Source organism: Ruegeria sp. AU67 (assembly GCF_900312795.1).
Lineage (GTDB): Bacteria > Pseudomonadota > Alphaproteobacteria > Rhodobacterales > Rhodobacteraceae > Ruegeria > Ruegeria atlantica.
In genome coordinates this window covers 1-25,618 of record NZ_OMPH01000010.1, presented here as the reverse complement: position 1 = coordinate 25,618, position 25,618 = coordinate 1, and the positions used below count along the sequence as shown (strand labels likewise).

General features: G+C 54.4%; 28 protein-coding genes, 1 pseudogene and 1 riboswitch. Of the genes and pseudogenes, 13 read left to right on the top strand and 16 right to left on the bottom strand.

Annotated features, from left to right (window positions below; translation table 11 throughout):
* A pseudogene (gene gcvT, locus DK510_RS03055) lies at nucleotides 1-142 on the bottom strand (glycine cleavage system aminomethyltransferase GcvT); the annotation flags it as partial.
* A 367-nt stretch (nucleotides 143-509) separates the two neighbouring features.
* On the opposite strand from gcvT, the gene DK510_RS03050 reads away from it, so the two are divergent.
* The 5 genes from DK510_RS03050 to DK510_RS03030 are packed head-to-tail and all read left to right on the top strand — an operon-like array spanning nucleotide 510 to nucleotide 4,283.
* A complete protein-coding gene (locus DK510_RS03050; RefSeq protein WP_109310863.1) occupies nucleotides 510-1,160 on the top strand; it encodes a histidine phosphatase family protein in 651 nt (216 codons plus the stop codon).
* Nucleotides 1,161-1,181: 21 nt separating this feature from the next.
* Nucleotides 1,182-1,796, top strand: a complete 615-nt coding sequence (locus DK510_RS03045; protein ID WP_109310861.1) for a glutathione S-transferase family protein — start codon at nucleotides 1,182-1,184, stop codon at nucleotides 1,794-1,796.
* 14 nt (nucleotides 1,797-1,810) lie between these two features.
* The gene (locus tag DK510_RS03040) at nucleotides 1,811-2,857 is read left to right on the top strand and encodes a saccharopine dehydrogenase (RefSeq protein ID WP_109310860.1); all 1,047 of its coding nucleotides are present in this window, start codon (nucleotides 1,811-1,813) and stop codon (nucleotides 2,855-2,857) included.
* 12 nt (nucleotides 2,858-2,869) lie between these two features.
* The gene (locus DK510_RS03035; protein WP_109310859.1) at nucleotides 2,870-3,118 is read left to right on the top strand and encodes a SemiSWEET family sugar transporter; all 249 of its coding nucleotides are present in this window, start codon (nucleotides 2,870-2,872) and stop codon (nucleotides 3,116-3,118) included.
* Between the two features lie 22 nt (nucleotides 3,119-3,140).
* Complete coding sequence (locus DK510_RS03030; RefSeq protein ID WP_109310858.1) at nucleotides 3,141-4,283, top strand: saccharopine dehydrogenase family protein; 1,143 nt, start codon at nucleotides 3,141-3,143, stop codon at nucleotides 4,281-4,283.
* Between the two features lie 89 nt (nucleotides 4,284-4,372).
* Here the strand turns inward: DK510_RS03030 and DK510_RS03025 are convergent, their stop codons facing one another.
* From DK510_RS03025 to DK510_RS03000, 6 genes are all read right to left on the bottom strand, one after another.
* A complete protein-coding gene (locus DK510_RS03025; protein ID WP_058277394.1) occupies nucleotides 4,373-4,576 on the bottom strand; it encodes a DUF1127 domain-containing protein in 204 nt (67 codons plus the stop codon).
* 48 nt (nucleotides 4,577-4,624) lie between these two features.
* The gene (locus DK510_RS03020) at nucleotides 4,625-4,852 is read right to left on the bottom strand and encodes a DUF1127 domain-containing protein (RefSeq protein ID WP_109310857.1); all 228 of its coding nucleotides are present in this window, start codon (nucleotides 4,850-4,852) and stop codon (nucleotides 4,625-4,627) included.
* Nucleotides 4,853-5,122: 270 nt separating this feature from the next.
* A complete protein-coding gene (locus DK510_RS03015; protein ID WP_058277392.1) occupies nucleotides 5,123-5,617 on the bottom strand; it encodes a universal stress protein in 495 nt (164 codons plus the stop codon).
* A gap of 17 nt (nucleotides 5,618-5,634) precedes the next feature.
* Entirely contained in the window at nucleotides 5,635-6,975 is a 1,341-nt protein-coding gene (locus DK510_RS03010; RefSeq protein WP_058273758.1) for a TRAP transporter large permease, read from the bottom strand.
* A gap of 17 nt (nucleotides 6,976-6,992) precedes the next feature.
* A complete protein-coding gene (locus DK510_RS03005; protein WP_058273759.1) occupies nucleotides 6,993-7,529 on the bottom strand; it encodes a TRAP transporter small permease in 537 nt (178 codons plus the stop codon).
* 69 nt (nucleotides 7,530-7,598) lie between these two features.
* A complete protein-coding gene (locus DK510_RS03000; protein ID WP_058273760.1) occupies nucleotides 7,599-8,615 on the bottom strand; it encodes a TRAP transporter substrate-binding protein in 1,017 nt (338 codons plus the stop codon).
* Nucleotides 8,616-8,785: 170 nt separating this feature from the next.
* Here DK510_RS03000 and DK510_RS02995 point away from each other — a divergent pair, with 170 nt between their 5' ends.
* Both DK510_RS02995 and DK510_RS02990 read left to right on the top strand, forming a co-directional pair.
* Complete coding sequence (locus DK510_RS02995) at nucleotides 8,786-9,697, top strand: LysR family transcriptional regulator (RefSeq protein WP_109310856.1); 912 nt, start codon at nucleotides 8,786-8,788, stop codon at nucleotides 9,695-9,697.
* Between the two features lie 185 nt (nucleotides 9,698-9,882).
* The gene (locus tag DK510_RS02990) at nucleotides 9,883-10,125 is read left to right on the top strand and encodes a hypothetical protein (protein WP_109310855.1); all 243 of its coding nucleotides are present in this window, start codon (nucleotides 9,883-9,885) and stop codon (nucleotides 10,123-10,125) included.
* An 80-nt stretch (nucleotides 10,126-10,205) separates the two neighbouring features.
* Here the strand turns inward: DK510_RS02990 and DK510_RS02985 are convergent, their stop codons facing one another.
* Genes DK510_RS02985 through DK510_RS02975 form a run of 3 tightly spaced genes read right to left on the bottom strand, consistent with a single transcriptional unit; the run spans nucleotide 10,206 to nucleotide 12,845 of the window.
* Complete coding sequence (locus tag DK510_RS02985; RefSeq protein ID WP_109310854.1) at nucleotides 10,206-11,105, bottom strand: metal ABC transporter solute-binding protein, Zn/Mn family; 900 nt, start codon at nucleotides 11,103-11,105, stop codon at nucleotides 10,206-10,208.
* A complete protein-coding gene (locus DK510_RS02980) occupies nucleotides 11,102-12,004 on the bottom strand; it encodes a metal ABC transporter permease (protein ID WP_234998863.1) in 903 nt (300 codons plus the stop codon). Before DK510_RS02980 ends, DK510_RS02985 begins: the two co-directional genes overlap by 4 nt.
* Entirely contained in the window at nucleotides 11,997-12,845 is an 849-nt protein-coding gene (locus tag DK510_RS02975; RefSeq protein WP_109310853.1) for a metal ABC transporter ATP-binding protein, read from the bottom strand. Before DK510_RS02975 ends, DK510_RS02980 begins: the two co-directional genes overlap by 8 nt.
* Before the next feature lie 138 nt (nucleotides 12,846-12,983).
* Nucleotides 12,984-13,195, bottom strand: a riboswitch (cobalamin riboswitch).
* A 507-nt stretch (nucleotides 13,196-13,702) separates the two neighbouring features.
* Here DK510_RS02975 and DK510_RS02970 point away from each other — a divergent pair.
* The gene (locus tag DK510_RS02970) at nucleotides 13,703-14,344 is read left to right on the top strand and encodes an MSMEG_1061 family FMN-dependent PPOX-type flavoprotein (protein WP_109310852.1); all 642 of its coding nucleotides are present in this window, start codon (nucleotides 13,703-13,705) and stop codon (nucleotides 14,342-14,344) included.
* A gap of 109 nt (nucleotides 14,345-14,453) precedes the next feature.
* Here the strand turns inward: DK510_RS02970 and DK510_RS23575 are convergent, their stop codons facing one another.
* The 3 genes from DK510_RS23575 to DK510_RS02955 all read right to left on the bottom strand — a co-directional run bounded on the left by DK510_RS23575 (nucleotide 14,454) and on the right by DK510_RS02955 (nucleotide 16,672).
* On the bottom strand, nucleotides 14,454-14,774 hold the full coding sequence (locus DK510_RS23575; RefSeq protein ID WP_370246160.1) for a GFA family protein: 321 nt from the start codon (nucleotides 14,772-14,774) through the stop codon (nucleotides 14,454-14,456).
* A gap of 244 nt (nucleotides 14,775-15,018) precedes the next feature.
* Nucleotides 15,019-15,378: a hypothetical protein gene (locus DK510_RS02960; protein ID WP_145974847.1), complete on the bottom strand. Its 360-nt coding sequence runs from the start codon at nucleotides 15,376-15,378 to the stop codon at nucleotides 15,019-15,021.
* A 712-nt stretch (nucleotides 15,379-16,090) separates the two neighbouring features.
* Nucleotides 16,091-16,672 (bottom strand): TetR/AcrR family transcriptional regulator, encoded by a 582-nt coding sequence (locus DK510_RS02955; protein ID WP_109310850.1) that lies wholly within the window; start codon nucleotides 16,670-16,672, stop codon nucleotides 16,091-16,093.
* Between the two features lie 77 nt (nucleotides 16,673-16,749).
* On the opposite strand from DK510_RS02955, the gene DK510_RS02950 reads away from it, so the two are divergent.
* A complete protein-coding gene (locus tag DK510_RS02950) occupies nucleotides 16,750-17,214 on the top strand; it encodes an MAPEG family protein (protein WP_058276413.1) in 465 nt (154 codons plus the stop codon).
* A 112-nt stretch (nucleotides 17,215-17,326) separates the two neighbouring features.
* Here DK510_RS02950 and DK510_RS02945 read toward each other — a convergent pair whose 3' ends face one another.
* Nucleotides 17,327-18,946 (bottom strand): hypothetical protein, encoded by a 1,620-nt coding sequence (locus tag DK510_RS02945; RefSeq protein ID WP_160116436.1) that lies wholly within the window; start codon nucleotides 18,944-18,946, stop codon nucleotides 17,327-17,329.
* Nucleotides 18,947-19,390: 444 nt separating this feature from the next.
* Here DK510_RS02945 and DK510_RS02940 point away from each other — a divergent pair, with 444 nt between their 5' ends.
* Nucleotides 19,391-20,845, top strand: coding sequence for an amidohydrolase family protein (locus DK510_RS02940; RefSeq protein WP_200833200.1), 1,455 nt, complete (start codon nucleotides 19,391-19,393; stop codon nucleotides 20,843-20,845).
* 331 nt (nucleotides 20,846-21,176) lie between these two features.
* Here DK510_RS02940 and DK510_RS02935 read toward each other — a convergent pair whose 3' ends face one another.
* Together DK510_RS02935 and DK510_RS02930 are read right to left on the bottom strand one after the other, a co-directional pair.
* Nucleotides 21,177-21,749 (bottom strand): N-acetyltransferase, encoded by a 573-nt coding sequence (locus DK510_RS02935; protein WP_160116435.1) that lies wholly within the window; start codon nucleotides 21,747-21,749, stop codon nucleotides 21,177-21,179.
* A gap of 227 nt (nucleotides 21,750-21,976) precedes the next feature.
* Entirely contained in the window at nucleotides 21,977-23,569 is a 1,593-nt protein-coding gene (locus DK510_RS02930) for a GMC family oxidoreductase (protein WP_109310847.1), read from the bottom strand.
* A 477-nt stretch (nucleotides 23,570-24,046) separates the two neighbouring features.
* Between DK510_RS02930 and DK510_RS22725 the strand changes: the two genes are divergently transcribed.
* The 3 genes from DK510_RS22725 to DK510_RS02920 all read left to right on the top strand — a co-directional run.
* Entirely contained in the window at nucleotides 24,047-24,202 is a 156-nt protein-coding gene (locus DK510_RS22725) for a hypothetical protein (protein ID WP_160116434.1), read from the top strand.
* The gene (locus tag DK510_RS02925; RefSeq protein WP_109310846.1) at nucleotides 24,195-24,407 is read left to right on the top strand and encodes a helix-turn-helix domain-containing protein; all 213 of its coding nucleotides are present in this window, start codon (nucleotides 24,195-24,197) and stop codon (nucleotides 24,405-24,407) included. The genes DK510_RS22725 and DK510_RS02925 overlap by 8 nt, the downstream gene beginning before the upstream one ends.
* 168 nt (nucleotides 24,408-24,575) lie before the next feature.
* A partial coding sequence (locus tag DK510_RS02920) for a hypothetical protein (protein WP_160116433.1) occupies nucleotides 24,576-25,618 on the top strand: 1,043 nt, incomplete at its 3' end.

Here is a 25,618-nt window from a genome sequence, read left to right as displayed (position 1 = left end):
CCTTCTCACGACACTGCTTATGCTCCCCCATAATCCCCAAAGGATACTGAACAGGCATCTCCCACCCAGCAAAATCAACCAACTTACCCCCCAACTCAACGTGCAAAGAATGCAATGGGGTGCGTTTGGGTGCGTCAGACATGGCAGAGACCTTTCCTAAGACCTTGGCAACATTGCCGCATGGATTGCAACGTTATCTCTGTATTGTCGCCAATTGACACCAAGGTTCCTAGGACTGTGCAGCGAGTCAACAGGCTTCGACTGCTGGCGGTCTTTTGGTCCCCCGAGGGCGGCGTTGCAGAGGCATGTATACGGCCGCATGCAGCGGCTTTGTATCCTATAGGAAACTTTTTTCCGTTAGGCAACATCGCATGCGACGTGCCATGGGCAAATTTCCGCGGCGAACAAAAGACAGCCGAGCCATCAAACTGGTTTTTAGCCGCTTTCTGCCAAAGGGCTCTGGCACCGCCCCTGAACCTGCCCTAAGACTTCGCGCAAGAGGGGACGCAATGGCACATATCACACTGGTGCGTCACGGGCAGGCCAACACCACCGCACGTGACGAAGTAAATTATGACAAGCTCAGCGATCTGGGCCATCAGCAGGCACGTTGGCTAGGTGCGCATCTGCAAAACACACAGGCGTTCTACCCACGTGTCTTTTGCGGAACCCTGTCGCGACACATGGAAACCGCGGCCAGTATGGGGCTGCCTGAGCCCAACCGGGATCCGCGCCTCAATGAGATTGAATACTTCAACATTGCGAAACTGTATGAAGAGCAGCATGGCGTTTCGATTCCAACCGACCGTGAGGGGTTCGTCGAACACTTGCCGCGAACTTTTACCGCGTGGGCCAGGGGTGAGATCGAAGAGACCCCGGAAACCTTTGAGGAATTCGAAACACGTGTCTCGGACGCTTTGCGCGATATCGGAACCGAGGGTGGGCCAGCGATTGTCGTGACATCGGGCGGGTTGATTTCGATGGTGGTTCGGCAGGCGATGGGACTGGACATACCTGCGATGGCGCGAGTGGCTCTTGCCATCATGAACACCTCAATGCATCGTCTGCACCCGATAGGCGCGCAACTGAGCCCGGTTCTGTTCAACGCAGTCCCGCATCTGGAAGCACCAGACAGGCAGTTTGCCCAAACGCACCTGTAATCCAAGCCCGGAGGCACTCTGATGCAGCTTTATTATGCACCCCGCACCATTTCGATCGCCGTTGCCATTGCCTTGGAGGAGGCCGGTCTGGACTATGAAGCGGTCCGTCTGGACTTCGCCGAAGGCGACCAGACCAAACCGGCCTACAAACAGATCAATCCAAAAGGCCGTGTGCCTGCATTGGCGGTTGATGGCGGTATCCTGACTGAAACAGGGGCGTTGCTGGATTATGTCGCTACGGTTGCGCCTGACGCAAATCTTGTCCCCGCCGATCCTGTCATGGCGGCCCGTATGCGCGAAGTGATGTATTATCTGGCCTCGACCATGCATGTGAACCACGCACACAAGCTGCGCGGGGCCCGTTGGGCCGACAAGAAAGCCAGCTGGAAAGACATGACCGCCAAGGTCGCCCAGACCATGACCACGTCCTGTGAGTACATCGTATCAAACGGATTGCGCGGGCCATTTGTGTTGGGCGATACGGTCTCGCTGGCGGACGCCTATCTGTACGTGGTGTGCAGCTGGCTAGAAGGCGACGGCGTGGACGTGTCGGCCTTTCCCAAAATCCTCGCTTTCCGCGAGGCGATGGAGGCGCGCGCCTCGGTTCAGGCGGTGCGCGCCGCAGGGATGATTTGAGTAAAGGAAGACGCATGACACATCTCTGGGTCCGGGCAGAGCAACGCCCGAATGAAGAACGGGTTGGATTGACCCCAGAAGGCGCGGCGTCCCTGATTGCGGCAGGCATCCGGGTGACCGTCGAGGAAAGCCATGTCCGCGCTATTCCGATAGACGGCTACAAAAACGCAGGCTGCGAGATTGCGCCCGAGAATTCCTGGCCCGATGCCCCCCTTGATGCCATCGTCTTTGGCCTGAAGGAATTGCCAGAGGACGGCACCCCCCTGCCCCATCGCCACATCATGTTCGGCCACGCCTATAAAGGTCAGCATTCTGGCCGCGCCCTACTGCAGCGGTTCAAGGCCGGGGGCGGAACGCTTTATGATCTGGAATACCTTGTGGACGAGAACGGCCGTCGCGTCGCGGCCTTCGGGTATTGGGCTGGTTATGCTGGCGCAGCTGTCACCCTGAAAGCATGGGCGGCGCAGCAACGGAATGAGGAATGCCCGCCCGTTGGTGTGTATTCGGGCAAGGACACGCTGAATGCTGAATTACTGGCCGAGTTGAACGCCACAGGCGCCAATCGTCCCCGCGCCATCGTGATCGGCGCGCTGGGTCGCGTGGGTGCAGGCGCTGCCGACCTGTGCGAGGCGATGGGAGTCAATGTCACCAAATGGGACATGGCTGAAACCGCCAACGGCGGGCCTTTCCCTGAAATTCTGGAACATGACCTGTTTCTGAACTGCATTTTTGCCCGCCCGGGCGCCCCGATCTTTGTTCCGCGCGAGGCGCTGACAGCGCCGCGTAAACTGACTGCTATTGGCGACGTCGCTTGTGACCCGGACAGCGATTACAATCCGGTTCCGGTTTACGACCGAGCCACCACGTGGGACGCCCCTGCCTTGCGTGTTGCGAGTGTTCCGGTAATGGACGTCATGGCGATCGACAACCTGCCGTCGATGCTGCCGGTCGAAAGTTCTGAAGACTATGCCGCGCAACTGCTGCCGACTCTGCTGACGCTGAAAGAGATCGAAAGCGGTGTTTGGGGTCGGGCACAGGACGAGTTTCGCAAACATGTCTGAGCCGGTGCACGCATGGAACACTTGATCGGCGGTGCAGCAGCGGTTCTTGGCACGATCTGCTGGCTACCCCAGACCCTGAAAACCTGGCGCAGCCGCGAAACCAAAGATCTGTCCCTGCCCGCAAACCTGCTGATCCTGTCGACACTGACGTTGTGGTTGGCCTACGGATTGATGATCGCCGCATGGCCCTTGATCCTGGGCAATGTGATATCGATCCTTCTTGTCGGAGCGATCGTGATCGCAAAATTGAAATTCGGCTAACCAGCAAAAAAGGAGCTTACGAATGACCATCCATTGGTGTGGTACCGGCCTTTCGGCCATCCCGGGTCTGCGCCGCCTGATTGAGGGCGGTCATAAAGTCACCGTCTGGAACCGGACTATCGAAAAAGCCAAGGCAGAGGTCGGAGACCTGACCGACGACATTCGTGCCTTTGACATCGACGCACTGGGCGTGGTGCTGGAAAAAGGCGACGTGATCGTCTCAATGCTGCCGGGCGATTGGCACGTGCCACTGGCGGAACTGGCCATCTCGAAGGAGGCCAATTTTGTCTCATCCTCTTACATCGCACCCGAGATGCGCGCGCTGGACGACAAGGCGCGCGCGGCCGGTGTGGCGCTGGTGAATGAGGTCGGGCTTGATCCGGGTATTGACCACCTGATGGCGCATGCCCTGATCGCCGACTATCGCGCCTCGGACGCGTTTGATGCGAACAACCACCTGAGTTTCATCTCGTATTGCGGCGGCATTCCGAAAAACCCCAACCCGTTCCGGTACAAGTTCAGCTGGTCCCCGCTAGGTGTGCTCAAAGCGTTGCGTTCGCCGTCCAAGTCGATCCGCGACTATGCTCCGCTGGATGTGGCCCGCCCTTGGGATGCGATCAGCAGCTATGTTGCACCCCTGCCGACGCCGGAAAGCTTCGAGGTCTATCCGAACCGCGACTCTCTGCCTTTCATGGAAGAATATCAGTTCGAGGATCACTGGACCGTCAAGGAATTCGTCCGCGGCACCTTGCGCCTGAATGGCTGGGCCGATGCGTGGTCGGATGTGTTCAGCGAGATTGAAACCCTGTCCGGACCCGAAGGCGACGCGCGTCTGAAGGAAATGTCGGACCAGTTCTGGGACGAAAACGCCTATGACGAGGGCGAACCGGACCGCGTGGTTCTGTGCGTAGGACTGAACGCCGAGAAAGACGGAACACCCGTCTGGCACAAAACCTATGTTATGGACGCCTGGGGCGACGCGCGCGGCACGGCAATGGCGCGACTGGTGTCTATCCCGGTCTCGCTGGCGGTCGAAGCGATCCTGAATCGTGCGATCGCCGTCGGTGTACATGCGGCACCCAGCGACCCAAAACTGGTGCAGGGTTGGATGGCCGAGATCGACAAGCTGGCGCAGCATTTGCAGGTCGTCGATCACACCGCCTAAATCCACATTCAAAAAGCCACTCCGACATACAGGAGTGGCTTTTATCTTCGTCTCTGTCGCCGGTATCAAACCTGGCTATCGCCACAGCTTCAGATGAACCGTTGGATCGTATCGTCAAGATCGCTGCGGTTTATGCCCAGCTCTGACAATTCCTGATCGGAAAAGCTGTTCAAGTACTGTGCGGCCCGCACGATATCGGCGCTGACCGCACGTAGTTGCATGGCGCGGTCGAACAATTGCAGGGCACTGGTCGTGGGCGGCAATTGCTTGCTTGGCGGGATGACATCAAACATTGGTACTACCTCATAACTGGTTACGCGGGTGCTATCTCCGGCACTTGATTACTGCCGATAAGGCGCGCCGTGATAAACGCTTTGATAGGCGCGTTGTTTGATTTCAGCCCGAGGGACGCCGATGTCGCTCAATTGGCGATCGTTCAACGCCTCTAGGTCGTGGACTGTGTTGGCGAAAATCCTGCGGCGGAAATGCTCGGTTCGGGCCTCAGCATAATCCGCGAACAGCGCAGAAAAAACGTTGCGGTTCGAGGTTATAGTCTGTGTCGCTTCCATGGTCTTCTCCTCCTGAATTTGGATTGCGGTTTTGGTCACAACTCAAATTAAGGAACCGGTTCTTAAGGAGAGAACACCGTTTCATTAAGCTCTGTTAACGAAGCTTTCTGGGTATGATTTGAGGCGGAGGTTTTTAGTTTGGAAAGCTTTGGCCCGTGATGAACGTAGGGCCGTTGGATGCGGAACAGGCGGTGTTCGGGCATCACCAAATTGGTTAGCGGTACAGCGCAAAGCATGGGCCGCTACGAACGCAGCGGCCCAGGGAAATTCTTAGACTTCGTCCGGGTTCGGAACGATCAGTGTCGGGATTTTCGACCGGCGCAAGACACGTTTCGCCACCGTTCCGAGGAAGGTGTGCGAAAAGCCGTGGTCATGTGCGCCAAGCACGATCAGATCGCACCCCATCTCGACCGAGCGCCGCAGGATCACCTCGGCCGGGTGCCCGTCGGTGACCTCGATCGAGGACACCTGTTCACGGATCTTGGCGTCATCGCCTTCGAACTGTGCCCAGAACTTGGCTTGCCGTTCGGCCAGCACCTTGCGCACCATTTCATGGCGACGCTGGGCCGCGGTTTTACGCGTTTCTTCGTTCAGGATGAACATGTCCATCGTGATCTTCGCGTCGTCCGACAGGGGTTCGTTCACATGCAGGACGTGAATTTCTGCCCCTGTTGCCATGGCAATGCTGGCCGCATTGCGCATGGCATGACCCGAGTTCTCCGACAAGTCGGTCGCGAACAGGATATTTGTCACCATTTGTTTCATAACATTATCCTTTCAGGTCAGTAGCCCAACAGCCTGGGCAGCCATAGCGACAGCTCAGGGAAGAACGCAATGATGAAGATCGCGATGGTATTAGCCGCCGCAAAGGGCAATGCACGCAACGAGATCTGCTCGATCGTTATGTTCGAAATACCCGATGCGATGAACAGGTTTTCACCCAGCGGCGGCGTCTGGAAGCCGATACCCAGCGTACAGACCATAACCACACCAAAGTGGATCGGGTCGATACCCACCGAATAGGCCACCGGCAGCATCACTGGAACCAGGATCAGGATGGTGGCCAGTGTCTCCATAAACATGCCGACGAACAGCAGGAAGAAGATGATCAGCGCCCAGATCACATAAAGGTTGTCGGTAAAGCTGAGCATCGAGTCCGCGATGATCGCCGGGATCTGGTTTTCCACCAGAAGGCGGCCAAACACGGTCGCAGTGAACAGGATCAGCAGAACACGGCCCGTCAGCCACGTGGTGGCTTCAAGCGACTGGAACAGCGACTGCCATGTCAGTTCACGATAGATGACCACGCCAACGAACAGAGTGTAGAAGATCGCGACGATTGCAGCCTCGGTCGGGGTGAAGAAGCCGGTATAGATACCACCCAGGATCACCAGCGGCGCCATCAGCGACCAGAACCCGCGATACATCTCGCAGGCCACATGACGCAGCGACCAACCTTCGGCCACACCCTTGTACCCACGCTTTTTAGACATGAAGTAGTTAAGGATCAGCAAGCTGGTGGCGATCAGGAACGCCGGGACAAAGCCCGCGATGAACAGTTTCGAGATCGAAACCGACTGGAAGGTGCCGAACTTTTCAACTGCTTCCAGCGGAGGCGCCATACCGAGCGCGGCAATGCCGAAGATCACCATCGGGATGGAGGGAGGAATAATAATCCCGAGGCCGCCAGAAGAAGCGGTAATAGCAGAGGCATAGCCGCGCTCATAGCCACGGTCGATCATTGCTGGGATCATCAGCATCCCCACGGCCGCGGTTGTTGCCGGGCCCGAGCCCGAAATGGCGCCAAAGAACAGACAGGCCATAACCGTTGCAGCCGAAATACCGCCGGTGAATGGACCAGCCAGACTTTCAGCAACATTGATTAGGCGCTTTGAGATACCGGCGGCCTCCATAAGAGCCCCCGCCAGAATAAATGCAGGCAGAGCCATCAGTGGGAACGCACCCACCGAGGTAAATGCAATCTGCACGAATTTGATTGGGTTTTCGCCCAGGTAAAGGAACGAGAACAGCGATGCCACACCCAGCGCAACCGTGATCGGTGCGCCGATGAGCAGCAGTAGAAGAAACGATCCAAATAGGATTGTGACGATTTCGGATTCCATGGTTTTTCCTCCCTGCCTCAGTCGCGCTTGGCTGCTTCGGTGGCAGCTTTGATTTCATCAAGGTCGATCTGGTCAGGATCATGGATGTCTTCACCTTTGATCAGGCGGCGATAGTTCACCTGAATGATGCGCACGGTCATCAGCGCAAAGGCGAGAGGTAGAACCATGTAGACATACTTCATCTCGATACCCAGGGTCTGGGATTTCCAGAACTTGTTCATCTTGTTGAAGACAAAGTCCGTGGCCAGATACAGGAAGTAGACGTTGAAAAAGAGCCAGAAGAGATCAGCAAAAGCCTCGATATACTTGATGTAGCGTTCGGGCAGGAACTTGAACTGGAAGGTCACCCGGTTATGCGCACCTTTCAATGCCGCATAGCTGGCGCCAAAGTAGACAAACCAGACGAACATGTAGACTGACAGTTCTTCGATCCAGCTATACGAAAAGCCAAAGACTTCCCGCGCGATGATCTGTACAAACAGCAGACAGACGAAGCCGGATAACAGGATCCGGCAGATGATACTTTCGATATTGTCCAGAAATTTCCAGAACATTGCGGAATTCCCTCCTCCCTGAGATGAAAAGAGCGCCGAAGCGCTCTTTTCCTTTTCGCTCTTTGGCGATTATTGCTGGACGGGCTCGCGGCCGATGGCCTCGAGGACCGTGTTCAGTTTCTCGACGCCGCCGATGGACTCATAGAACTGAGGCCATACTGCACCGGTTGCCAGTTCGATGAACTCGGCCTCATCGTTCTCAGGATCGATGATTGCCATGCCTTTTTCGGTCAGCTCTTCTTTGATCGCAGCTTCAGAGTCGCGCAGGAACTGAGCGGAAATCTGAGTTGCTTCCTGACCGGCTTCCAGGATGATCTTCTGGTCTTCTTCGCTCAGACCCTGGAAAACAGATTCCGAAACGATCAGCGGTTCGATCGAGAAGATGTAACGCAGGTTGGTCACGTGGTTCTGGACCTCGTAGAACTTCATTGCGTTGATCGTCAGGTAAGGGTTGTCCTGACCGTCGACAACTTTGGTTTGCAGACCGGTGAAGGTCTCGGACCATGCCATCGGAGTCGGGCTGATACCCCAGGACTTGTAGGTTTCGATCATGATTTCGTTCTTGGGAACGCGGATGATCAGGTCCTGCAGGTCAGCAACCGAGCTGACAGGTTTTTTCGAGTTGGTCAGACGGCGGAAACCTGTGTAGGTCCAGCCGATGATGCGCACACCTGCGTCACGAATGGTGTTTTCCACCAGTTCCTGACCGATCGGGCCTTGGGTCAGCTTTTCAGCATCTTCCAGCGACAGGATCACATAAGGCAGAGTGAATACACCAACCGAAGGCGAGAACGGCGTGATGTTGTTGATCGCCAGCAGCGACATGTCCAGCGTGCCGATTGCGGCCTCGTTGACGGTGTCCTGCTCGGAACCCAGCTGACCGTTCAGGAACAGTGTAGCTGTGTGTGCGCCACCCGATTTTTCTTCGAGTGCCTTAACGAAAGCCAAGCCAAGGGCTTCTTGTGCGCTGCCTGCACTATCGCCAACAGCAATCTTGAAGTTTTTCGCGTCGGCTGCGCCCGCAACCATCAGGGCTGCGACCGAAACGGCAGCAGTCATGGTGCCAAGCTTTTTGATGAATGACATAGATGTCCTCCCAGTTTTATCATGTTTCGAGGTGCGCGCTGACCTGGGGAGAGATGGCCAGTCCGATTCTACCTCGGCTTTTTCAGAGTAGCTCGTGAAATGTGTTTCTATGTTGCCATTCTTTGCGCGATAGGTTTCATATATATCGAACCTTACGAATTGGGTAGAAAATGGTTGCCTCACGCATCGGCGACAGCGACATCCGATTGCTGCGCGTTTTCAAGACGGTTGTGGAAAGTGGTGGTCTGTCTGCGGCCGAAGTTGAGCTGAATATCGGCAAATCCACCATTTCGAAGCATGTTACTGATTTGGAACTGCGATTGGGCTTAAAACTGTGCACGCGCGGTCCTGCGGGTTTCGCCCTGACAGAAGACGGCGCAAAAGTGCTGCAAGCAGCAGATCACCTGCTTGTGTCCGTGTCGCAATTTCGGAACGAGGTCAGCGAGATCAAGGAACAGTTGGGGGGAACGATCCGCATTTCGCTATTTGATCAATGTGCGTCAAACCCGGATTCCCGGCTTGCCCGCGCCATTCATCGGTTCAACGAAGCCGCCCCCTCGGTCCAGATCGAACTGTCCCTTGAGCCGCCAAACGTGATCGAGACCATGGTCATCAGTGGCCAGCTCGACATCGGAATTATTGCGCTGCATCGCCCTTCGACAAGTCTTAACTATGCTCCGTTATATGGCGAGAACATGTTCCTGTATTGCGGCCGGGAACACCCCCTTTTCGAAATACCAGACCAGGAACTCAGGACCAGTGACCTGCTCAGGTACAACTATGTTGGGCTCAGCGTGAACTCTCCGAACCTGATCGTCGGTCAGCAACTGGGTTTCAAACGGTCAGCAAAAGTTCAAAGCGAGCAGGCGCTGGCCATACTAATCCTGTCAGGGCGATACATAGGTTATTTGCCTGATCATCTTGCGCAGGATTTTGTGGACCAGGAAAAGATGCGGATGGTGTTGCCGGGCGAAACGCAATATCGAACCCGGTTTGCAGCAGTGACCAGAAAGCAACCTGAACCAACACGGGTGACAAACTTGTTTCTGGAAGTTTTGCAGAGCGAACATTCGAAACCCTGACAACTGCCGAGCTGGCACAACACGAGCCAACTGTGGTGAAAACGCGCTTCGACACATCCTGTAAAAGCCAGACGCGAAATCAGGTTCGCCTTTTTGGCGTTGCCAAAAGCTTGTGACTTTCCGCCACATCACTAGCTCTCGCCTTCATCTCACTTACATGCGCCTCACCAAAATGAGGCGGACAAATGATAGACGACGATCCCCAACCCGTAGGGTATTATAATGCGCACGATATATGGACCCTGGACCCAACGCCCGCGGACCAGTTGGTCTATGATGCCTTTGCCTCGGGCGTCGTCGATCTTCTGCAAGTGTTGGATGACAACAAGACCATGATGTCACGGGACGTTTACGCAAGACTGTTCGCCTCGCTGTTGGATCTTTCCCGAACTTTGGGAGAATACGAAGATGGATGGAAGCCGGACTAGGTGGCGATTACCAAGAACCCGCTGTTCCAATGCACGGTACAGGGTGGCGGTTCAGGCGCCGCCCCGTACCTAAAGACTAGTTAGCTTGCGGTTGCGTTCCCAAGCGCGTTCAACAGAGTGTTCAGATTGTGCTGGAACATCGCGAGATAGCTGGTGGCCGGACTACCCCGTTCCGACAAGGCGTCTGAGAACAGCCGCCCACCAATCACGATGCCGGTTTCATCCGAGATTTGCTGAATCAAAGTAGGGCTTGTGATGTTTTCAACAAACAGCGCGGCAGCGCCATCAGCCTTCAGTTGGTCAATCAGAACAGCAAGATCCTTGGCTGATGGCTCCGCCTCGGTGTCGATGCCAACCGGCGCAAGGAAAGTCAGGCCGTAGGCGTCTGCCAGATAACCAAATGCGTCATGTGCAGTCACAACCGTGCGGCGATTGGCAGGCAGGCCTGCCAGCTTTGTCTTGGTTTCTGCATCCAGCGCCTCAAGCTGCGCAATATAGGCCGCAGCATTGGCAGCGATTTCTTCGGCGTGCTCGGGCATCGCCTCTGTCATCACGTCGGCAACATTGGTCACGTAAATCATGCCATTCGACAGCGAATTCCAGGCGTGGGGGTCGATTTTGCCCTCGACTGTGACAGGCGTGATACCGTCGGTGGCAACGTGCACGGTTGCGTCAGTGCCCGATTCAGCGATCAGGGTATCGGACCATGTCTCAAAGCCCAGACCGTTGACAAAGATGATATCCGCCTGGGCAACGGCCTTCGCGTCTGCAACCGAAGGCTGATACACATGCGCATCCGCGTCCGGGCCCACGATTGTCGTAACCGTGGCCAGATCGCCGACGACCTCTTCGACCATGTCGCCGAGGATCGAAAAGCTGGCGACGATCTTGACGTTGCCTTCTGCCGCAACGGTCGGCAATGCAGCCAAAGCAAACGACACAGAGGCGATGCCGGTGTAGAGTGACTTTACAAGAGTCATTGTGCTCTCTCTTCTTGTTGAATTTGGGCAATGGGAATGTCTTTGGAAACAGACGGTTTGCGCATCCGTCTGCCAAAACCAAGGGGACCGAAAATGGCCGAGAACAGAAAGAACCCACCGGCAACCAAAACGATCGCCGGGCCGGACGGCGTGTCCGGGAACAGGTAGGACAGGGTCAGGCCGATCCAGCAACTGGACAAGGCAAACAGAAAACCCAGGACCAGTTGCCCGGTGATCGTACTGGCCCAATAGCGCGCTGCGGTCGCAGGCAGGATCATCAAGCCAACGGCCATCAACGTGCCCAGCGTTTTGAATGCAGCCAGCAGGTTCAGAACCAGCAGCAGCATAAAACCCTGATCAACCAGCCACGGTCGGCGGGTCTGAGTTTCGAAGAAAACCGGATCGCAGGTGCTGACAATCAGCGGACGAAGCAGAACGGCGAATGCCAACAATGTGACTGTCGCCACCCCTCCGACAAGGATCATCGACGCGTCGTCGATCCCAAGGATTGATCCAAACAGGAAGCTTTTTAGTGGAACTGCGGACCCTGCTGCAGACAGGATAAAGATACCCACCGCCAATGCGATCAGATACAGCGAGGCAAGGCTGGCATCGCTGCGCAGGATTGTCCGGCGTGCAAGAAAGGCGGTCAAAATGGCGACGCCAACACCCGCGATAAGCCCTCCGACCAGCAGTGACATGACTGACAAGCCCGCCGTGACAAAGCCGATGACGATGCCTGGCGTAATCGCGTGGGCCATGGCCTCACCAGCCAGCGATAGGCGACGCAGAACAAGAAATGCCCCCACCGGCGCGACCGAAGCCGACAAAACCGTGGTTGCCACAAAAGCGCGACGCATGAAGGCAAAGCTCCACATTTCGACGATCAGGTCATACATTGGCGTGCTCCGCTGTTGAATGGGTGCCACGGAACATCCAGGACGCCTGACTTTCCGAGAGGTATCCTTGTGCAACCAGCCGGTCTGGTGTCAGAACGTCATTCACCGGTCCGTGGGTCGCCTCTTGCCCGCCCAAAAGCAGCGCGTGGCTGCAATAATCCAGCACCGAGGAAAGATCGTGCACCACCAAAACCACCGCGCGCCCCTCATCGCGCCATCGGCGGATAATCGACAACAGATGTGCTTCGGTACTTTGGTCGACTGCGGCAAACGGTTCATCCAGCAGGATCAGCGGCGCGTCCTGCATGATAACCCGCGCGAACAGCGCACGCTGCAGTTGCCCACCTGATAGCATATGCAGAGGCCGGTCAGCGATATCCAGTACCCCGGCCTCATCCAGCGCGGCGGCCATCCGGTCGCGCGCGGCGGCGTCCAGCCCGGTACGATAACCAAACCCGCGCCATGCCCCCATAGCGGCAAGATCCCTCACACGGATGGGAAATCGGCGGTCGAACTCGGTCATCTGCGCCAGGTACCCGATGTCACCAGGACGGCCCTGCGGCCAAGTCAAACTGCCCGAGAGCGGATCCATCAAGCCCAGCAGCATCTTTACAAAAGTGCTCTTCCCCGACCCGTTTGCACCAAGAACGGCAAGTGTCGTTCCGGCCGCGATATCCATGGAGAGGCGGTGAAACAATGTCAGGTCGCGGTAGCCCAACGTCAGATCGCGGATTTGCAAAACGGCCGACATCAAATCACCGCGTAAATCGCGAGCCACAAGAGCGCCGACAGCGCCAGAGCCCCCGCGACCAGCACCGGAACGCTGAATTCTGTCAGACACTTACCTCTTTGGGTGTCAGCTTTTTGCAATGACAACGGCAACGCCTCCTGTGTTTGGACAGGGGCAAAGCGAGCGCAAGGTCGTGCACGGTACGGACCGCTTGAAACATTGTCATCTCCCTCTGGGACACCCCGCCCAGGTTCATAAATTTCGGATGGCAGGTCTCCTGACTTGCGGGTCTAAGCTATCCCGATCCTTCCCAGGCTATTGCCCAGTGGACGATCTCGGGTCGCTCGCCGCCTACAGTTGCGGGGGCAGTCACGGAATTGGCCTTTTTACAGAACCGCACCGTATTCCCTTTTATCCCTGACCGCAGAATACAGTCGGGAACCATCGCGAGGACAAAATACGAATTGATTTGATTCGACAAGAGCGCAAACCCGTGCGGGATGGCTATTCGTTCCAGTCACCGGTCGACCATGGAAGCCGCGCGGTAGACATGAGTCAACGGTGGATACTACACGAGACCGCTACTTACAGCTTCAGACGCGCGCCAACGGTCTTTTTGACTGTTTTTATTCTGCTTGGATTTTTTTGTTTGCGAGGGATGATTTGGGTCTTTGGCGTTGCAGGTTACTCGCCTGGCGGGGTGCAGATGTTAAGCGATTGATCTATTTTATCAATTGTTGTCTGAACGGGGTGTTATGGATTACCTGACGCTGGTTGCGGGAGGGCGCAACCGCCGTTGTCGAACGCAGTTAAAATGCATGATTAAAGCGTATTCCTTCTGAAAGCAGACGTTCCTATCAAAACACTTGTATGACCGCATTGAGCCCAAAGAAGACTGCCTTTCCGCAGCCGTTCTCGGTCTTGGCTCAATATGGTATGTTTGCCGTAGTCAGACGGAGATTGACCCTATGGATCGTGTTTTTGGACGCAGTGTTGACCATCATTTGACATCACCGCTTGAGCTGCGAGGAACGGAAAAGCCGTTTGACCATTGGGTCGACAACAAAGTGATCGACCACATTGACGAACTGGCCGAACGCTTCGTTGCGGCTTCGTCATTGGCGATCTTGTCTTCGACGCGTAAGGACGGCGTATTGGACATCACGCCCCGTGGCGACCCCGCTGGTTTCGTGAATGTCATAGACAAGAAACTCATCGCAATACCAGATCGCCCAGGGAACAATCGGTTGGATACCTTCGAGAATATATCCGAAAATCCAAACGTTGGCGTACTGTTCATTATACCAGGACACCGAGACACTCTGCGCGTCAGTGGAAAAGGAGCGGTGGTCAAGGACGCCAATTTGGGGCGACAACTTTCGGTCAACGGGCGGCCCTCGGATCTAATTCTACTCGTCCACGTGGAAAGGGTACTATGTCATTGCCCAAAGGCGTTCATCCGTGGAAAAGTCTGGCAATCGCAGGATTGGCCGGACACCTCTGATGTGCCCTCTCTCGCAGATATGATGAAGGTACACGGCGCTATGCCCGAGAGCGTCAAAGAGATTGCAAACGGCTGCGCAGAAGATGCAAAGCAAAATCTATACTAGAATTTGCGTTTCAATTCTCGAACGGCTACAAACGGCGCGCTCAACAAGGTCGGTTTCGTCCGCCTAGCCGACGTTGGCCGATTGCGCAGCGAACGGTGGGTTTAAGCCCCTAGCTGCTCTTAATGATCGTCGCCTTGTCCCAACTCTGCGCAGACTGGGCGTAGATAGATCTTTCCGGCTCGTAAATACTCGGATCGTCAAGTGAGGCTGCGTGGACGTAGACACGGTCGCCCATACGGCTGCTGTTTCTCGTAAGTTGTGATCCGCAATTCGGACAAAACCCGCTGAAAGTTGACTGTCCTGATCCTCCGGACATTTCATAGTTCTTTAAGTCAGCACTTATCCAGAAATCATCAATCGCGAGAGGGGTCATATCCGCGTGGCCCGACCCTGTTAACTGTTGGCAGTCACGGCAGTGGCAACGAAACATCGGAGCCTTGAGGCGCGTTCCCTCATACCGAACCAAACCGCACTTGCACCCTCCGGTCACACGTTCCGACATTTTCTATCCTCCATTTCTGAAAGTTAAGGGAGAATTGCCTCAATGTCAGCTTCGTCCCGCAAGGCGGACGTTGGCGCTTTGCAACGTTGGGTCTGCTATCCGTCCAAAAGCCGACATCTGACCAAATCAATCAGCTGACCGCGTTGAGTCCAGGGGTTATGATTCAGCCGTTTTACTTAGCAAGGTCACCAACGATGCCAACGGCGTCGACGACAGTCGAAAGATCATCAGAAACTTCCAAAATTTCATCGTTGACGCGTATGTAACGATTTCCTTTTCCTGGAGGTTTCAATTTCCAGTTGGAAAGGTCGCCGATGTCCGAGTAATCCAAGTCGGCGGGAAGTTTGGCTCCTCTTGTATAGCGCTTTATTTGCCCTGGCGGCACAGCTTTCTGACCCTTATCCGGCTTGCCATCCAACTGAACTTTCTTGTCTTTTGACTTCCCGCCTTTTTCTTTGGCGGAAGCCACATCGATGACGCCAACCATCAAGGTCAGGGCCAGCATCCAAACGAATACAGAATAGATCTTCACGCGGTGTTCCTTCAATTTCACTGAACTCATACTGTTGTTGCATTTGTTATATTTTCTTTGGAGACTTCATTTAATGAACCAACGAACAATCATGCCCTAGCCTGTGTTCACGTCGGTCTGAATTTGAAGGCCTCTGGAGCAGTCTGGTCATGAATTGTGTTTTTGGCGGTCAGACTTTGTGGCAATTGAAGCGAATGCCCGCTTTAAGACCAGTAGTTGTTGCAACATCTTTAAGCAAAGAACCTGGCATCTCGGTCGAAGCTAAACTGTTTCACATGAGGATCGATGCGTAGCTCGCGGCAGAAGCCTTATGAAGGCTATAGGCAAGCAAAACTGCAAGAACGCATATTGGGCCGGCTATTTCCAAAAACGCTTTGAAAGATGATTGGAAGCTATTCCCAAGGGAGAAATACTGGGAGAGCCTACTTTTTGCAGGCAATAGCTTCCATTCACCTAGTCTTAACATATTCAACTCGTTAAAAAACAACGGTTGAAAACTAACATTTATGGTCTCAGACCCGTAAAGTTTTCGCAATTTTCAGAGATTTTGCTCCAAATTCGACAAAATAGGTCTACAGTCACAACGGAAAAACGCACATTGTAGACGAACCCAAGGCCAATTGGTTGTTAAACGGCCTATGGTAAATACTTCATCTAAGTTCGACGATTTCGTAAACTGCCTACTCCCTCTGGTCGCGTTGTTTCTTGATTGTTATGAGGACAGTTTCGCAATCAATGCAGAAACGAGCTCGGCCTCCGAGTGCTTAAGCGGATCGACGATGCCGTCAGCGAGCCCAAGCATCAGTACAAGTCCCAAGGTGGCAGAGTGAATCGCAAATGCCGTCTGGCGAGCTTTTTCGGGTGGCTCGTCGAGTCTGGCAGCTAAGGCGTCATACAATTTCGATGTGGTAACGTGGATTTTCTCGAGAACATCGCTGTTTCGTACCTCTTGCATTCCTGCCTTCAGCGTCTGGGGGGCGAGGTACATCATCCTGTAGCGGTCAAGGTTGGATGTATGGAACCGCGTGATTGACCGAACGAACGCGTCAATGGCCTCATTTGAAGTTTTTACAGATAGCAGGCTTGTTTCGGCCTCATTGGTTTCTTCGCCCAACCAATCGAGAAACATGGCGGCAAGCAAATCGCTTTTTGTGGGGAACCAGTAAAGTACCGATTGCTTAGTAATGCCAAGTGCGCGCGCAATCGTGTCGAAAGAGACTGCGCCAAAACCACCGTCTGCCAGTAGTTTTTGCGCCGCATCAATGATTTTCCCGTCGGTTTTAAGATCGGTCATAAGTTACCCTTGCCTGACTACCGTTGGTAGGTTATCTATTCTACCAACGGTAGGCAAGCAGAATGGGGCTTGGAAATATGGATTTGTTGAACTTAGAGAACCCAGTGTTCGTAACGTACGCAATTGCAGCCTCCCTGATGGTAGTTAAAGTTATGGGGCAGGGTTGGATGACGGTACACCGCATGCTGAAAGTAGGTGGTGGATGGGCGAGTCCTGAAGACCTCAGGACGGGCCTCATAAACAAAAACCCTGATCCATCTCAGCTCAATACTAACGACTACGTCGACCGTTCTCGGCGCATTCATCGGAACGACCTAGAGAACATTCCAGCGTTCTGGATCGCTGGATTGCTCTTTGTGTTGGCTGATCCGGCGCTGTTGTCGGCACAGCTGCTACTCTACGGGTTCGTCGCCGTGCGTTTCGCACACTTTTTGGCCTATGCGACCAAGCAATCCCATGAAATTCGAGCGACCTTTTATACCCTAGGCTCGTTAATTGTAATCTACATGGCGTTGCACATGATTTGGGTAACAATAATCTGACGGGAAATTTTAACGGCAACTAAGTCCGCACAGCGGTCATTCGTCGCAACTCTCTCCAAAGTCTGCTTCGCGGACAAAGCTGCCGTTCAATAGCCGAAGACCAAAGTCCGCTCTAAGGTGAGAGATCCGATTGGTGCCACTGAAAACCTGCGCTAATCAGGTCACGAAAGCTTCGAGAATTGAGGGCAACTTGAGCCATGTTGATCAGCGCCAATCTTTCGATACTTGGATCGTTCAATTTTCTCCCAACTCTCCCCAGAGAGCTATAGATGTTTGCGGCTCGATCCCCGTTTAATTGCTGACCTTGCAAGAGGTCTGTTGCAGTTACTAGCGCCCAGGAGCGTTGACTTTCCGTGCCGCCGAAGAAAAGCAATTCCTGTGCATGCTGCGCTCTGACATAAGCATATTCTTCTTTTGAAAGAATGTCGCTTGCAGCACCCAAGAGAGCCTCCACGTGCTCAAGCGGAATATCAGAGGTCAGCATGTCGTTCCACGCGAACACTGGGTAGTCTATCCCGTCCATCATTTGAATTGCTGCGCCGACGTCTCCAAGTCGCGCCCTCAGATTTGCGATTTCACGTCTGGCTTGAGCGTCCAGCCCCGAGCTCCCCCAAACGATGGCTCCGCTTACAACGCCTAACCTCACGACCGCTCTCTCGTCGCGAGGAAAAAAACTCTCGGCAAGCACAAGGCTTTCCCGAATCTCGATCTCGCTAGCTCTAGCGGCCATAAGCGCGCGTGCTGCATCGAGGTGGGGAAATACTGGGAATGCTGAATGTTTCGTTTGGGCTTGAAGTACCAACTCCCGCGCCAATCGGAGTGATAATTCATCCAGCCCGAGACTCACGGCCCGGTGAACGGTGCGTTCCATCCATCTGAAGTCAGGCCATGGATCTCTTGAGGAAAACTCTGAAAATGCCCTTTCCAAATATCCTTTCGCAAGGGTCAATTCTGATTCCGCCGAAGCTGCGGTCAGAAGTATGTTGGGACGAGCCCCTCCAGCCTCGCGATAAAGTCGCAATACAGTCTGTGAACCTACTAGCCGCACAAGGTCTTCAGTTGGAAATATGAAAGGGTCTTCTGTACGCGGTAGCGCTTCGAGGAGTTGTATAGCGCCATCACGGTTCCCCAAGGCCACTTGCAATTCAGCTGCGTAGATAAGGTGGCTTGTGCGGGAATTCTCCGTCTCGTTTTCCGCCAATATTGCGATGGCATCAGCAATGTTTGAAACGATACTAAGCGTTCGCTCATTGGGTTTGACCTTTGGTCTGGCCGATGCGCCGTATGGACTGCGGCCAAGCAAGTCGAGAGCGCTGATCCACAAAGCTCCAGGCTCCACGGCTGGCGTCGCATCCATTGCCGTTTGTAAACTCTCACCACGACGGATTGCTTCGGTTATCCGATGACTGGCCAACCTAATATTCACAGCCGCTTCAACGTTCTTGGGCGGGCGATCTTTTCCACTTAGGATGCGCAGCTCCAATGCAGAAGCATCCTCTATCCGGCCCATCTGAGCCAACATTTCGACTTCACGCATGTACGGCGGAAGCGAACGAGCACCAATAGCGAGTTCCACACCCAGATCTGTGAGGCATTGAGCGGACATTTCTTTTTTGCATGCCGCGAAGTTGGCATCCTTAGTGCGGATAGCCGGAGAGATGGTCAAAGTCAGCAAAACAATTGCCGCCGCTAACACTGCTACCAGCAAGTATCGGAGAGTGTTCTTTGACAATGAGGCTCAGTCCTAAACTATCTAGGAAGTTACTAGTCAATATATGTGGCCAATTTAAGGTCAGCAAAGCAGTCATTTGTGCGTTATGTGGCATCGGTCAATTTGGGCTCGTTGCCGCCATTCCGACACCATTCGCCTAGCGACCGCTTCAAACAGTCGAATGTCAGGGAGTCGAGTTACGCCCTTGAAATTGGTGAAGCATCTGAGTTTCGGGAATGGCTGCTTCCGGAGCGTGCCCCAAGGTTGCCCCGCTGCGTTGCCGCAAGGCCGATTCGAGCTCAAAGCTGTCGGCAATAACTCATGGCCCTGCCGTGAACTGAAGCCCTCTATAGTGTGCGTAGTTTGGCTTTTGTTTCGCGCCAACCGGTGTTTGACGTGGCAAACTTTTATTGTTTGGTCGAACTGGCGCGTGTTACTCGTAGGAGAGACGGGGGAGAAAATACCATGACCATTTCAAAATCAGGCTTTCTGGTCGCGCTTGCAGCCAGTGTTTCGGTCACAGCATTTGAGGTCGCGGCTCAGTCAGACATTTCCAGTGCATATGCGCCCGGTGAATTACCGGCGATGATTTTCGATGCGGAGCGCCCCGAGAAGACACTGATTACGAACGTCAATATCTTCGATGGCGTCAATAATGGCCTGACAGCAGGAAGTGTGCTCATCGAAGGCAGCCTGATTAGTGAAGTTTCCGCGGAAACCATCGATGCAGCGGATGCCGTGGTTATCGATGGGGGTGGTCGCACGCTCATGCCTGGCATGATCGATGGTCATGCTCACGTCATGATCAACGATGACTTTGGTCCGGTCGAACGTGACCTCGACATCACAGACATTAGCTACAATGCTGTCATTGTTTCTGAACGTTTTGTCAGAGACGGTTTCACAACAGTTAGGGATATGGGCGGTCCTGCGTTTGGCTTGGCAAGAGCAATCAATCTCGGTCGCGTGGTTGGTCCACGTTTGTATCCATCTGGTGCTTTCATATCGCAGACTTCTGGTCATGGTGACTTCCGTGATCGCGCCGACGCGGGCTTCTCGATCAATGATGCTGGTGACCTGTCGAACTTCGAGCGTATGGGCATTGGAAACGTCGTAGATGGTGTCCCTGAGGCCCTGAAAGCCACACGTTTGAACCTGCGCAACGGAGCGACACAGATCAAGATTATGGGCGGTGGCGGTGGCTCATCGCGCTTCGATCCTATCGACACAACTCAATTTACCGAAGATGAGATTTGCGCGATTACCGGCGCTGCCGCAGACTGGGGAACCTATGTCGCCGCCCACACCTTCACGGACCGCGCAGTTAATCGTTTGCTCGATTGTGGTGTGAAAACATTCGAACACGGGTTCTTCATCTCCGAAGAGACTATGCAGCGTATAGCGGCGGAAGGCGGATACATGGTTCCGCAGATGTGGGGCATCTCTCCTGACCTTGCTCGCAACCCCCTTATGCCCGCGGACAAAATCCCGTTGGTTGAGGAGCTGGGCAAGCAGTACGCTGATTTCGGGCGTAACCTTCTTAAGAATGGCGTGAAGGTGGTATTTGCCTCTGACTACGTTGGCAAGTTTGCGGACGCGGAACGGGCGCGCCGCTACGAAATCTGGTGGCGGACGCAAACATTCGACAGCAACTTTGAAGTTCTCAAGCAACTGACCTCCACAGCCGGAGAAATGATTGCGATGTCCGGTCCAAGGAACCCATACCAGGCAGGCAAACTCGGAGTGATTGAAGCTGGAGCCTATGCTGATCTTATTCTGGTGGATGGAAACCCGCTTGAGGACATCACGGTCATCGGTGGCACCGATCAGTGGTTCGACGCACCTGAGGAATGGGAACCAATCGATACCATTGACCTCGTTATGCTCAATGGCGCTGTTTACGTGAACGAAATGGAATAGAGCGCGACCCGGTCTTCCTATTCGGCGGACGTAAACAGACGAATTTCACCTTGTTTGTATCTGGCTGCTTTGTCCGCAACTCGGTCATAGGCACTTCAGATTTTGCTGCACCGAAAACGAATGACCGCTTTCCTGGCTGCGATGCGGCGGACTTATTATGCCAACTTTTTAGCTGCGTCTGCAAACAGTGCCGCAAGACTATGTCCGGATTGGGCTCGAAGCGGTCATTCGCCGCAGAACGCCCCTAGGTCTGCTTTGGGCTCAAAACGGTCATTCGCTGCGATATGCACGGATGGCCGAGATGCGGACAATGCAGCCGTTTGATCTATCGCTATTGGGCGGCGCGAAACATCGGAAACAGGGGTGGGGCTTGGTCGGCTTTGATTAGACCCATTTCTTGGAATCCATAGCGCTTATACAGCGATAGATTTGTTGGGTTTGTCGACTCTAAGTAAGCAGGTCTTCCATCTTCGTCACAACGTTTTAGGCAGCATTCAAGCAACGCGGACCCCAACCCTTTTCCTTGGCGAATTGGATCGACCGCAATAAAAGCTAAATGCCAGCAGTCCTCATCGGGATGATAATTGTCCATCTGCCCGAAGGTTTCGAACAACGCATCATGCTTTTCTGGTGCGACCGTCTGCTCAAAACAGGCGACAAGCCGTTCTTCGTCAGGGTGAATGCTTGGCGGAAGCCAAAGTGCGCCAGCAGTGAAATCATCGTTTCGAAACGCGCTACCCTGTTCAAATGCATGCCCGCCAAAGAAGTCCATTACTCGCGGGAAGTGGGTAAGGAAATCGGCAGGTTCAGGATACAGCCAACGCATGAATGGGTCGGCAGAAAATCCAAGAGCAAGTCCGCTTAACAAACTTTCTGCTTCACGTCGGGTTGATGATCTAAACATGAAATTACCTTTGGTCGTTCCACCTCGATTCTCAAGCTTTAGCATATGGACAGCAAATACTTGTTCTCAAATGCGCAAATTACTGTCCTGCTCAAGCAACGATGGATGACTGCGTTGGGCTCAGTTCGGACGTTCGCCCCAATGTCGCGAGCGACCGCAATGCGGACAAAACTGTCGCTGATCCTGTCACAAAAAGTCGGTTGTCCGATGCTTTGCAATTATTTCACTCAGACTCGCCCAGCGATCATATCGGCAGCTTTTTCAGCAATCATAACCACCGGCGCGTTGGGATGTCCGGTGTTCATTTGCGGCATCACAGACGCATCGGCAACGCTCAACCCTTCAAGCCCGTGCACCTTCAAGTCGGGAGCAACGACGCAATCATCGCTTTGCCCCATCCTGCAACTGCCAACGGGGTGAAAAGACGTCGACGAAATCTCGCGGATTTCCGCAAGAAGTTCTTCGTCGCTCTGGTTGTCCGCCCCCGGAGATATTTCAACTGGATTGAGATTCGCAAAGGCTTCCTGTGACACAATCTTCCGCGCTTCTTTGATGATCGAGCGCATCAGATCGACATCCGCCGGATCGCTCAGATATCCCGGATCGATAATGGGCCGATCCAATGGGTCGTTTGATGCAATCGTCACACGCCCTCGGCTCCAAGGACGGGTCGGAAAACCAGAGATTGTGAAACCGTGGCGATCCGGTGGGCGATACTCCGGGGCTCCCAAGCTTATGAAATATGGAATCATAAGCAGTTCTATGTCGGGAATATCGACATGGGGTCCGGATCTCAGAAATGCGCCAGACTCAAAGTGGTTCGTTGCCAGGGGGCCGCGCGACTTTTCCGAGTAGAGGCGCTCAACCTCTGCCGCTTGCTCAGAGCTTCGGCCATAGAAGGTCAAGGGCTGATCGATTTCCCAACGGGCGCGGTAATGAAAGTGATCCTGCAGGTTTTCGCCCACGCCGGGTAGGTCATGCTTTACCGGTACGCCGACATCGTTCAACAGGTCTGCAGGGCCGACTCCTGAGAGTTGCAGGATCTGTGGTGAGCCTATGGCGCCCGCCGCCAAGACGGTTTCCTGTGCAGTTGCATGGTTCAGTTCTCCCTTGGCGACATAATTCACACCGGTCACAGAACTGCCCTCAAATTGCAACGACATGACCGTCGCGCCGGTCACAACGGTCAAGTTGGGACGCCTCATTGCCGCGGAGAGGTATGTCTGCGCGGTGCTGCCCCGTCTGCTCTGCTGCAAGGTCGCGGGGAAATAACCGCAGCCGTCCAGTTCCATGCCGTTCAGATCCCCATTAAACGGTATCCCGGCCTGCTGGCAGGCTTGGATGAATGTCTCGGTTAAGGGCGACCGCTCGCCTGGTTTAGTCACAATCAGTGGACCACCGTCTCCATGGATCGACGGATCTCCATCGACTTCCCAATTCTCAGCCTTCTTGAAATAGGGCAGCACACCGTCCCATCCCCAACCCGTTGCGCCCATTTGGGACCACGTGTTGTAGTCTGCCGGATGCCCGCGCAGGTAAATCATGTAGTTTATCGAACCAGTGCCGCCGATACATCGACCGCGCGGATAGGCGATCTGGCGTCCTGAAAGCTCGCCCTGTGGAGCGGTTCGAAATGCCCAATCGAAACGTGTGTTGGTGAGCGCGCCAAATTTGGCAGGGGTGGAAACCCGGGGGTCGTCGTTCGATCCACCGGCCTCTAACAGCAAAACAGAACGCTTCACGTCTTCGGTTAAACGAGCGGCGAGGACGCATCCTGCACTTCCGGCGCCAACGATAATAACGTCAAAACATTGCGTCATGACAAAACCCTAAACTACCAATCTGTAGAGAGTGACGGACAGTCTGCCCTTTTTCAAGCAACACGTTTTGCGAGTTTGGGTATGTCCGCTTTGGGCTCTAAGCAGTCGCTCGGTGGACTGCAAACGAATGGCTGCTTTTTGTGAGAAGCGACTGTTACTAAGACTTTGAAAAACCCGCCACAGTACTTTCGATCTCACGTCAACTTAAATTTCTGCAAAAAGTAAGCAAAAGGTAAACAAAACAATAGGTTGATATAACTAAACGCGTCAGATAAACTGAAAGAACTATCAACCTACCAGCCGTGATGGCTGGGCCGCCAATATTGGGATTGGACAGGACGGCACTTCGTCCTCGACGCACTCGATGGCAATGATCCTGATCTCGTTTGAGGTCAGTGTTTTGTCGTCTGGAGTGCACTCCTGAACCAGAACATCGCGATCATTGTCTCGAGCGGTTCCTTTATAAGGAACGTATCGATGACGTGTTCGTCTTCTGCTCCCAAGGGCAACCCGCCCATTCTTGATATCCCCGAACCTCTGATTGCGCTCGTACGCCTGTTGGCCCGCGAGGCCGCGCGCTCGGATTTTGCAACCCGTTGCAACGGTGAAGACCCGGAGGTGGATCATGGTTGATCTGCCGATCACAGAGGATGCCGTCTATCTCAGTGTGCGCGATGTCGCGGCGCTGTTCCGCATAAGTACCAAGACCGTTCGCCGCTGGATCAAGTCCGGTGATCTGCCTGCAACCCGGCTGGGTCGCGATTGGCGTGTTGCCCGAAGTGATTTGCATGCCCTTGCCAAGCAGCGCGGCAATCAGGCAGCGGCCCATGTTCTCTAAAGCTTTCACAAAAATCGGCTTTTTCGGCGTTCGGGAAAACGGGGTCATGGATTTCGGGTACAAATTCACGCCCTTGGTTTCCCGAATATCCGCAAGAGGGCCGCCATGGGTCTGCATGTCCCCAAGTGTCCCCTTTTGTCCCCAATCTCAAAACCCAAGAGGTTTGTCATGACCCATCACCAAGATATCCAACCGCCAACAACGCTGGCCGAGGTTCTGAACGTTCTGAAGTCCAATCCAGACCCCGACAAGAAACGTCAACAGTCCAAGCTGTCCGCGATCTCGCGCGTCAGTACATACATGAGCCGTCCGCCGTCGGACATTCCGACAGACGTCCCGCAACTGCGCAAACTGCTGGCATCGTTGCATCCCGCCGCCTGCGGGGTGAAGCCCAACACCCTCAGCACCACCAAAAGCGATCTGGCCAGTGCCTTGCGTGCGGTTGGGGTATTGCAGGATTTTGAAGCCAAATCTGAACTGACCCCGGAGTGGGACACGTTTCTGAAGACTGTGCAGTCCACCCATCAGGTTTGGGGCTTGATGCGGTTTGCACGCTATTGCAGTGCCCGGTTGATCTCGCCCAAGGACATTAGTGGCGAAGTGGTTCAGGCGTTTCAGACGGTCCTCGACGCTGTGCTGCTGAAGAACGAACCAGCCAAGTACATTCAGTCCATGATCGATACATGGAACCACGTGATTGGCAAACACGGTCTCGATCTTCCCCGGCAGGACCGTTTGCCGTCTGATCGGTACATGGCCCGCCCGCTGACGGACTATCCGGAGAGCCTGCAAGCAGAGATCAAAGCCTATATCGACCGCTTGGCGCAACGTGATCTGTTCAGCGAAGACGGTCCTGACAAGCCGCTGTGCGAGACCAGCCTGCGCAACACCGAAGCGTATCTGCGTCAATTGCTGGACGCGTTGGTAACCTCGGGGCAAAGCCCGGAAAAGTTCACAAGCCTGTCTGTGGTGGTTACGGCGAGCAATCTCAAAACAGCCTTCCGGACGATCATAGACCGCCGTGGGACCAATGGCCTGCCGTCCGGGCTTAGTAATGTTGCAGCAACCTGCGTCGCCATTGCACGGCATCACCTGAACGCGCCAGAAGACGTCATCAAGGCACTCAAAGACATTCACAAACGGGTCGCCGTAAACCCGCGCGGCATGAGCCCCAAGAACGCCGAGCGCCTTGCGCAGTTCAATGATTGGGA